Origin of the sequence: Dyadobacter sp. CY323 (genome assembly GCF_021390245.1) — a bacterium.
Lineage (GTDB): Bacteria > Bacteroidota > Bacteroidia > Cytophagales > Spirosomataceae > Dyadobacter.
This window is the reverse complement of the sequence record NZ_JAJUXH010000039.1, coordinates 23,238-29,237: the sequence shown is the minus strand read 5'-3', so window position 1 is coordinate 29,237 and position 6,000 is coordinate 23,238. Positions and strand designations below refer to the sequence as shown.

Genomic DNA, 6,000 nt, shown 5'->3' with positions numbered 1-6,000 from the left:
GCCAGTGTTCCAGTCGCCAGTGTTCCGGTCGCCAGTGTTCCAGTCGCCAGTGTTCCGGTAGCCAGTGTTCCAGTCGCCAGTGTTCCGGTAGCCTTTGGCTACATATTCGGAGAATAAAGATTTTTCCTTGCAGCGGTCAAAAAGCCACTTGCCCCAGCTATCGTGTCCATCATTTACCAGACCTTCAACTGCTGTTTTTAAATCAGCACCTTCCGGGAATAACTCGCAAAAGCGTTGATAACCTTCCGAACAAGCTGACCATGATTTAAGTAATGCGTGTGTAATGATTTCAGACATTCATAACTCCTGTGTGTTGTTGCCTGACTTACACTATATACCAGGCATTTCAGCCTGTCAAGCATATTTTTGCACAAAATGAAAAATAAATGTGGTGGGGGTCGGGCTATTTTGTGGCCGGGATACGGTCACTTCCCACGGAAATCATTCCAAATCATTTTAAACATTTTTTCAATTATGAGAGATGACATCAAATTTGAGACAATTCAGTGTATTGGTGACACGGAGTATCGCATCGAGCAACGTAAGGGTGGTATGTGGTCTGGTGGTGATGAAATATGCATTGCCCACGTATTTGAAGGCAGACGTTCCCCTAGGAACCCTAGCATTCCAGTAATCCATTTTCACGAATTGATAGCCATGCAGATCCGCGCGTACGAGGAAATGACTGGTCAGAAGTTCATCCTAGACAAGGAGGGCAACCTATGATAAAATAACATTACAGGTCTTTGGCCGTTCCGCCTGTAAACTCCGCCTGTTTCCTTATGTTCTCGGGCAGTGTTGCCTAGAAAACGGCCATTCTTATTAAAAAGAAACCCTCCCGTACCGCCGAGCAGATCTAACACCGTCCCGAAGCCCGCAGGTGTCGTCAGACACGAATGCACTATCTGCGGGAGCAAGGCTGGATGGTGTTTTCACCGAAGAATGAACCTGTAAAATGGTATTGTTTTAAGCATCACTAAGAGTGCGAGCTTCACCTTCAACCGTTTAAGTAAAATGTTTAAACGTGTTTAAACGTGTTTAACTAGGCGATTTTATTTGCAATTGTCATGACATTTGCAAAACTTTACAATGTAATAATAACAATGTGCTTTTAGCATTGTTGAAAAGAAAAACCCCTGACCCACAAAATGGATCAAGGGCATTCGAATCAAGGCAGCTGCTGTATGATCTCTACCAACTTTTGCAGGGCTTGTAGAGAAACATAAAATAAACCAGCAATTGCGGTTGCGACACCGATGATTCGCTCGATGGGTAGCTTTGAACCAACTGGCTCAGGGCTACCTTTTTTCATGCGATGCTGCACAGTTGTAAAGGTAAAAAATCAAAATGTATGTTTAATGTAGAACAACGAATTTTCGGGCACGAAAATAACGTCATGTTTAGATTGAATGTAGATAAGAAAACCACTTAAATTATAAAAGCCGCAATGATACTTTGAGTAATATTTTTTTGATATTTTTGATATCATGAAGAATTACTCACTATATGCCCACGCCCTGCACAGTCGATTGCAGATGATCCGGAACAAATTGGATATCAACCCGATTTTGCCACCATCTGATATAGTCGCAATAAACCTGAAATACTTTGAGAAAGCAGGGGAGTCGGTATCAAAACAGCATCACTATCAATGTAATCGAGGCGACTACCACGCTGCAGCCGAACTGCTCCTGATGACGTTAAACCCGGAGGAGCAGAAAATAAAGGATCAGCCGCTATGGACAATTCACAAGAATGATTTCTATGTGATAGAAGTCCGAGGATCTGGTAAGGATGAATGGATACCGGTCACTGAGGAAATGGCAGCTGGTAGGCTAGGCGGACCAAAAAAAATGACACATGAGGAAGCGATGCTGGTGTACCGCCAGATGTGTAAAAGGACAAGTTCGGTTAATCTGAGAATCTCAAAATATCATCCTGGATAAAAAAGCCTTTAACCGAAGGGTTCTTCCTTTCCCGCCTACATAGTAGTTGCGTCCAAACCGTCTTATTTTTCTTTTACTAATATCTCAATATTTATATATTGCGCTGTAAATCAGCCCTTAAATATAAATGAAAACTATTATACCAATTCTGCTATTGCTCGCTACTATTTCAAGTGCCCAAACAATCCAGCCTCCATTAGGCCTATCTTTTGGCATGAGCAAAGAAAGTTTTAACACTGCAATGAAGTCAAAAAAAGCTGGACGCAAATTTGAGTACGATCATAAAAATACAACTGGCTTTGAAGCAGTGGAGTATGATGATGTCGAAATTGGTACGCAAACAGCAAATAAATTCAAAGCTGAATTTTTCCAAAGCAAGCTAGCCGTGGTAGAAGTTACCTTTTACAATATTTATGATAAAACTTATCTTCTAAATACTTTGCAGGAAAAATACGGAGCGCCAGCTCGCGGGAAAACTCAAGATAATGCCGAATACTCCGTATGGCAAGACAATTCCCAGAAGATATCGCTTTACATTGTTCCAAGTAAAGTCGGGAAAGGTGATATCTATGTTATCTATTATGAAGACAAATCACTTGTTGCTTTGGCAAGCGTCTATGTGAAAAATAAAAGCAAAAATGATTTTTAAAGCTCCCTCTTTACTGCTCTTTATCTCATAAATGCACGCCTTTACCGAAATCCACGACTTTAAATTGGACAATTATCTGCCCCACATCGGCTGGATCGGTGCATATACTACCTGCAAGATCTACAGCAAGGAAGGGTCACAAAACTATTTCCTGCACGACGAACGGACCGACCGGCTGTTTGAGTTTTCGACAGGTGGGGAAAAGCTGAAAAGTAGGGAACAAGCGGATAGGGTTATTGCTGCATATAATTTATGACGATTTCCAGTTTCCATTCTCATCCTTTTTATAAGTACCATGAGGAGTGTGTATGGCCGTTGGTTCCCCAGAACTCCCTCGGTCGGTCGGATAATCATCTGGATTAATAGGAATACCACCACCCGTATAAATGGTAGTTTTAGTAGGATCAAATTCATAATAACTTTTCTTTTCCGGCTCGTTATTACCATCATTCCGATGAATATCATTACCCCCTGACATCCCGCCGTCACTACCTGAAAAAAGGAATATTAAAAAAGCAATAACTATTGCACCCAGAATTCCGCATACCCAGTATTCCAGTGTCCAGTCCATCAAAAGAATAGTTTGCATAAGCCAATAATTTAGTTTAACCGCTAAAGTATCAGAAGCTTATATTTATCAAATTGAATCTTAAAATATTTTCTTGACACGCCTAACGGTGGTGCATAGACTTCACCCAATGGCGGTATGGGCTTGATCACCCAGCACACGCTTTTCCTAACCGGCGCGGCCGCCAGGCCTTTAACAGGTTAGGAGTAAGGTTGGGGAAAAGTGAACAAAGTAAAATTTAGGTCAGAAGCCGAAATGTGTCAGCAGTTTATTGAAGCTGTCCCAGACACATGGACTGTTTACCCAGAAAGCTGTGGTTTCGATATTCTATTATCTCGAAAAGATGATGGGTTTCAGATTGGCATTGAAGCCAAACTAGTGCTTAATGCCAAAGTAATATTGCAGGCCGCAGAAAGTGTTGATACCTGGAGTATTTTACATCCCGGACCCGATTGCCGCGCCGTCCTTGTCCCCAACTATGTTGGTTATGACCTTACATCGGTGTGCCGTCGTCTTGGTATTGAGGTCATAAGGTTATCACCAAAAGGTTGTATGAGTTACCAAAGAAACCATCCGTTTAGACCTGAACTGCCTGGCAAAAAATATAGCTATCTGGAACATGCGAAAGGCCAGGAATGGTTTGAATTTTGTCCTAACCGAAAAATCCCCTTACCTGAATTCATATCTGATGCCGGCGCAGGTAATCCGTCACCTCTAACCCTCACGCACTGGAAAATAGGTGCTATTAAGTTGGCAATAACCTTGGAAAAGCGCGGCTTTCTTACTCGTAAGGATTTTAAATTCTTTGATGTAAGCATGAGCCGGTGGACACAGGGTGGCATGACGGCCTGGTTACGGGCAAAGGAATACGGTGTCTATGTCGGGACAGATAGGATTCCCGATTTTCGACAACAACATCCTGTGAACTATGCTGAAATCGAATCGCTCTATGAAAAATGGAAAAATCCTGAACATGAAATAAGTCAGGTGGTGGCATAATGGACTGGTATCCCTGGCACCCGGCACGATATCGGGAAAAGACCCTTCACCTGACCGCTGAGCAGGACGGGATCTACCGTCGCCTGATCGACCATTACATGGAAACCCGGAAACCACTGCCGGACAATGACCTGGCTTTGGCGCGGATTGCCGGTGTGGATCTGGCTTGCTTCAAGCTAGCTTCAAGCATAGTTAAAGCATTCTTCAAGCAAGGAACAGGGGGTATTTTATCGAATATTACGTGCGATGAGATGCTTGATGAGCAGGATAAACTCATAAAATTCCACTCCGAGCGTGCCAAGAAGGGTGCAGCGGCCAGACACAAAAAAGCTAATGAAATCAATGAAAATTCTGCTTCAAGCAAACAAGAAGCACCGCTTCAGCTTGCTACAGTAGACAGAGACAGTAGACAGATATCTTCTAACGAAGATATACCCCCTATATCCCCCAGGGGGAAGATTGTGTATTCGCAACAATTCGAAACCTTCTGGTCAATCTACCCAAACCGAACTGGAAAAGCAGCTGCCTTCAAAGCTTACCGCTCAGCAATCAAAACCCACGGAGTAAATCATGAATTCCTTTTCGACCGCGCTAGCCAATTTGCAGCAGCCCACCAGTCGGCCGGAACCCCAAGCCAGTATATCCCACATCCTACAACGTGGCTTAACCAAGGCCGATGGGAAGATGACCTCTCACGAATTACAGCACGCTCAGGAGGTAATAACCCAGCCCCTAACGCCCGTGGAAGCCAGTTCAGTGCTCTCATGGCTGCGTCAGCTGAACTCATCCAAGAAAGTGGAACAGGAATATCTAACGGATCATCCGGACTACCCGAATGGAGTTTGGAGACACCGGCTGGTTTACCAGATCACAGCAGACCAGGCGTTATCCTACCGGAAGCTTTTGGTTCAATGCATTCGGCCGGCCGACAAACGATTGATCACGATGATGCTGACCCAGCTGATGGCTGAAAAGCCGTTCTTTGACGCTGACCAGAACCAGATCAAGTACCGGCTGCAGCAATTGACCAGCGACTTAGAGAATTATCCCTACTTGGCTATCTGGCACGGGATCGACGATGTGCGGACCGAAAGTCAAAAGCGGGGCTTTCCGGAAACGGCTGAGATATTGAATGCCGTCTCTGATTGGTCTAAGACTATCACAGACGCTTTTGTGTTCATTTCAACGCTGGGAGAAAGTCAATGAGCCGCTTGGTACCACCAATCTATGAAATCGAGGTCGATCCGATGCCGGCCAGCTTTACCGATGTTTGGGTGGATCAGTGATCTTCGGTCGCAAACCAGCCCCTATCAAATTCGCCTGGCACAAATATCCACCGCACTTGGAATCGATACGCTGGTCGGAAGCCGATATCCAGTCCTATATCGTTTACAAGCTCAGGGAGTGGCAGGAGGTTGAGCCTGGGGTGTTCGAGTTCGAAGCTGGCATGGAAGGCATCAAGCTGACGATCCACGCTGCTAAGAAGGCCAAAGCGCTGGGTATGGGTAATGGCTTCACTGACCTGAAATTCTACCTACCGGGTGGTCGTATGTGCCTGATCGAGCTTAAGGCAAAGAGGGGAGTGCTGACCGATAGCCAGAAGGAACGGCATCCGAAGCTGGCCATGCTGGGGTTCAAGATCCATGTGGTCAAGGCTAAGACGCCTGTTGACGGTCTAAATCAAGTAATAGGACTGATGCATAGTTACCTGACTTAATAAGACTAATAATAATAAGGCAAGCGAAAGCCCCATAAATCATTAAAACTTCCTGGAAAAGTTGCAGTGCAAATGCAATAGACAAAAGAATTAGTATATGAACTTGCCCCTTTCCATCAAT

At 44.5% G+C, this 6,000-nt stretch carries 9 protein-coding genes and 1 pseudogene; 7 read left to right on the top strand and 3 right to left on the bottom strand.

Features of this window, described 5'->3' with window-relative positions:
• A partial coding sequence (locus LZG72_RS28465) for a pentapeptide repeat-containing protein (RefSeq protein ID WP_233878589.1) occupies nt 1–297 on the bottom strand: 297 nt, incomplete at its 3' end.
• 871 nt (nt 298–1,168) lie between these two features.
• On the bottom strand, nt 1,169–1,312 hold the full coding sequence (locus tag LZG72_RS28460) for a hypothetical protein (RefSeq protein WP_233878588.1): 144 nt from the start codon (nt 1,310–1,312) through the stop codon (nt 1,169–1,171).
• A 175-nt stretch (nt 1,313–1,487) separates the two neighbouring features.
• Between LZG72_RS28460 and LZG72_RS28455 the strand changes: the two genes are divergently transcribed.
• The 3 genes from LZG72_RS28455 to LZG72_RS28445 all read left to right on the top strand — a co-directional run bounded on the left by LZG72_RS28455 (nt 1,488) and on the right by LZG72_RS28445 (nt 2,851).
• On the top strand, nt 1,488–1,946 hold the full coding sequence (locus LZG72_RS28455; protein ID WP_233878586.1) for a hypothetical protein: 459 nt from the start codon (nt 1,488–1,490) through the stop codon (nt 1,944–1,946).
• Nucleotides 1,947–2,073: 127 nt separating this feature from the next.
• Nucleotides 2,074–2,595 (top strand): hypothetical protein, encoded by a 522-nt coding sequence (locus tag LZG72_RS28450; RefSeq protein WP_233878584.1) that lies wholly within the window; start codon nt 2,074–2,076, stop codon nt 2,593–2,595.
• Between the two features lie 31 nt (nt 2,596–2,626).
• Nucleotides 2,627–2,851, top strand: coding sequence for a hypothetical protein (locus tag LZG72_RS28445; protein WP_233878582.1), 225 nt, complete (start codon nt 2,627–2,629; stop codon nt 2,849–2,851).
• On the opposite strand, the gene LZG72_RS28440 is transcribed toward LZG72_RS28445, so the two are convergent.
• Nucleotides 2,846–3,184 carry a hypothetical protein gene (locus LZG72_RS28440; protein ID WP_233878580.1) on the bottom strand — a complete coding sequence of 113 codons (339 nt, stop codon included), beginning with the start codon at nt 3,182–3,184 and terminating at the stop codon, nt 2,846–2,848. The two genes, LZG72_RS28445 and LZG72_RS28440, sit on opposite strands and share 6 nt — an antisense overlap.
• A 201-nt stretch (nt 3,185–3,385) precedes the next feature.
• On the opposite strand from LZG72_RS28440, the gene LZG72_RS28435 reads away from it, so the two are divergent.
• The 4 genes and pseudogenes from LZG72_RS28435 (at nt 3,386) to LZG72_RS28425 (ending at nt 5,879) form a co-directional block, all read left to right on the top strand.
• Nucleotides 3,386–4,162, top strand: coding sequence for a hypothetical protein (locus tag LZG72_RS28435; protein ID WP_233878578.1), 777 nt, complete (start codon nt 3,386–3,388; stop codon nt 4,160–4,162).
• A pseudogene (locus tag LZG72_RS29540) lies at nt 4,162–4,407 on the top strand (DUF1376 domain-containing protein); the annotation flags it as partial. The gene LZG72_RS28435 and the pseudogene LZG72_RS29540, both read left to right, overlap by 1 nt.
• Before the next feature lie 325 nt (nt 4,408–4,732).
• Entirely contained in the window at nt 4,733–5,368 is a 636-nt protein-coding gene (locus LZG72_RS28430; protein WP_233878577.1) for a hypothetical protein, read from the top strand.
• 136 nt (nt 5,369–5,504) lie between these two features.
• On the top strand, nt 5,505–5,879 hold the full coding sequence (locus LZG72_RS28425) for a hypothetical protein (RefSeq protein ID WP_233878576.1): 375 nt from the start codon (nt 5,505–5,507) through the stop codon (nt 5,877–5,879).
• Nucleotides 5,880–6,000 lie beyond the last annotated feature (121 nt).

What these genes read in the sequence shown, in the direction of transcription:
- LZG72_RS28455 (WP_233878586.1), top strand. Translation starts at nt 1,488, where the DNA reads ATGAAGAATTACTCACTATATGCCCACGCCCTGCACAGTCGATTGCAG.
- LZG72_RS28440 (WP_233878580.1), bottom strand. Translation starts at nt 3,184, where the DNA reads ATGCAAACTATTCTTTTGATGGACTGGACACTGGAATACTGGGTATGC.
- LZG72_RS28460 (WP_233878588.1), bottom strand. Translation starts at nt 1,312, where the DNA reads ATGAAAAAAGGTAGCCCTGAGCCAGTTGGTTCAAAGCTACCCATCGAG.
- LZG72_RS28430 (WP_233878577.1), top strand. Translation starts at nt 4,733, where the DNA reads ATGAATTCCTTTTCGACCGCGCTAGCCAATTTGCAGCAGCCCACCAGT.
- LZG72_RS28445 (WP_233878582.1), top strand. Translation starts at nt 2,627, where the DNA reads ATGCACGCCTTTACCGAAATCCACGACTTTAAATTGGACAATTATCTG.
- LZG72_RS28450 (WP_233878584.1), top strand. Translation starts at nt 2,074, where the DNA reads ATGAAAACTATTATACCAATTCTGCTATTGCTCGCTACTATTTCAAGT.